The organism is Microvirga sp. P4_G7 (assembly GCF_056401005.1).
The window spans coordinates 1-686 of record NZ_JBFUKD010001107.1; the positions used below are offsets into that span (position 1 = coordinate 1).

The following is a 686-nucleotide window of genomic DNA, read 5'->3' on the forward strand; positions in this document are numbered from 1 at the left end:
GCCTTCAACATCGTCACGGGTCGAGATCCGGAAGCGGCCGCGAACTTCGGTCGGTCCGAGCATTGGGGCACCGACCACCGCTTCGACAATGCGGTCGAGTTCATCGAGATCGTCAAGCAATTGTGGGACAGTTGGGAGGATGATGCGCTCGTCGGCGACAAGGAGCGCGGTCTGTTCATCGATCCCGCAAAGGTGCATCGCATCAACTACAAGGGCGAGCATTTTTCCGTCGCTGGCCCGCTGAACATCGCGCGTCCGGTACAGGGCCAGATCCCGCTTCTTACGGCGGGCGCATCGGAACGCTCGAAGGACTTTGGTGCGCGTTTCGCGGATGTTCGCTTTGGAACGGCGCTGCACCTCGAGCCGGCAAAAGCTTATTACGCCAATATCAAAAGCCGACTCGCCGCCCACGGGCGCAGCCCCGATGACCAGGCCCTGGTCGCCGGCATCGCGGTCTATGTCGGGCATACCGCCCGCGAGGCACACGACAAGTATCGCGAGATTCAAAATCTTTCGGTTACGAAATACGATCTGACGGCGCTATCGGGGGCGCTCGGTGTCGATCTGACATCACATCGCCTCGATACGCCGATCTCGGACATCGAGGAACTCGAAACGCCAAGCGTCGACGCCCAGCGCATCATTGACCAGGCGAAATCGAGTTTCGGTTCGGATCAGATCACTAT

1 protein-coding gene is annotated in these 686 nt (G+C 59.8%); it reads left to right on the top strand.

Annotation, left to right across the window (positions count from 1 at the left end):
• On the top strand, nucleotides 1-686 hold a 686-nt coding region (locus tag AC1DT3_RS23320), incomplete at both ends, for an LLM class flavin-dependent oxidoreductase (protein ID WP_477467530.1).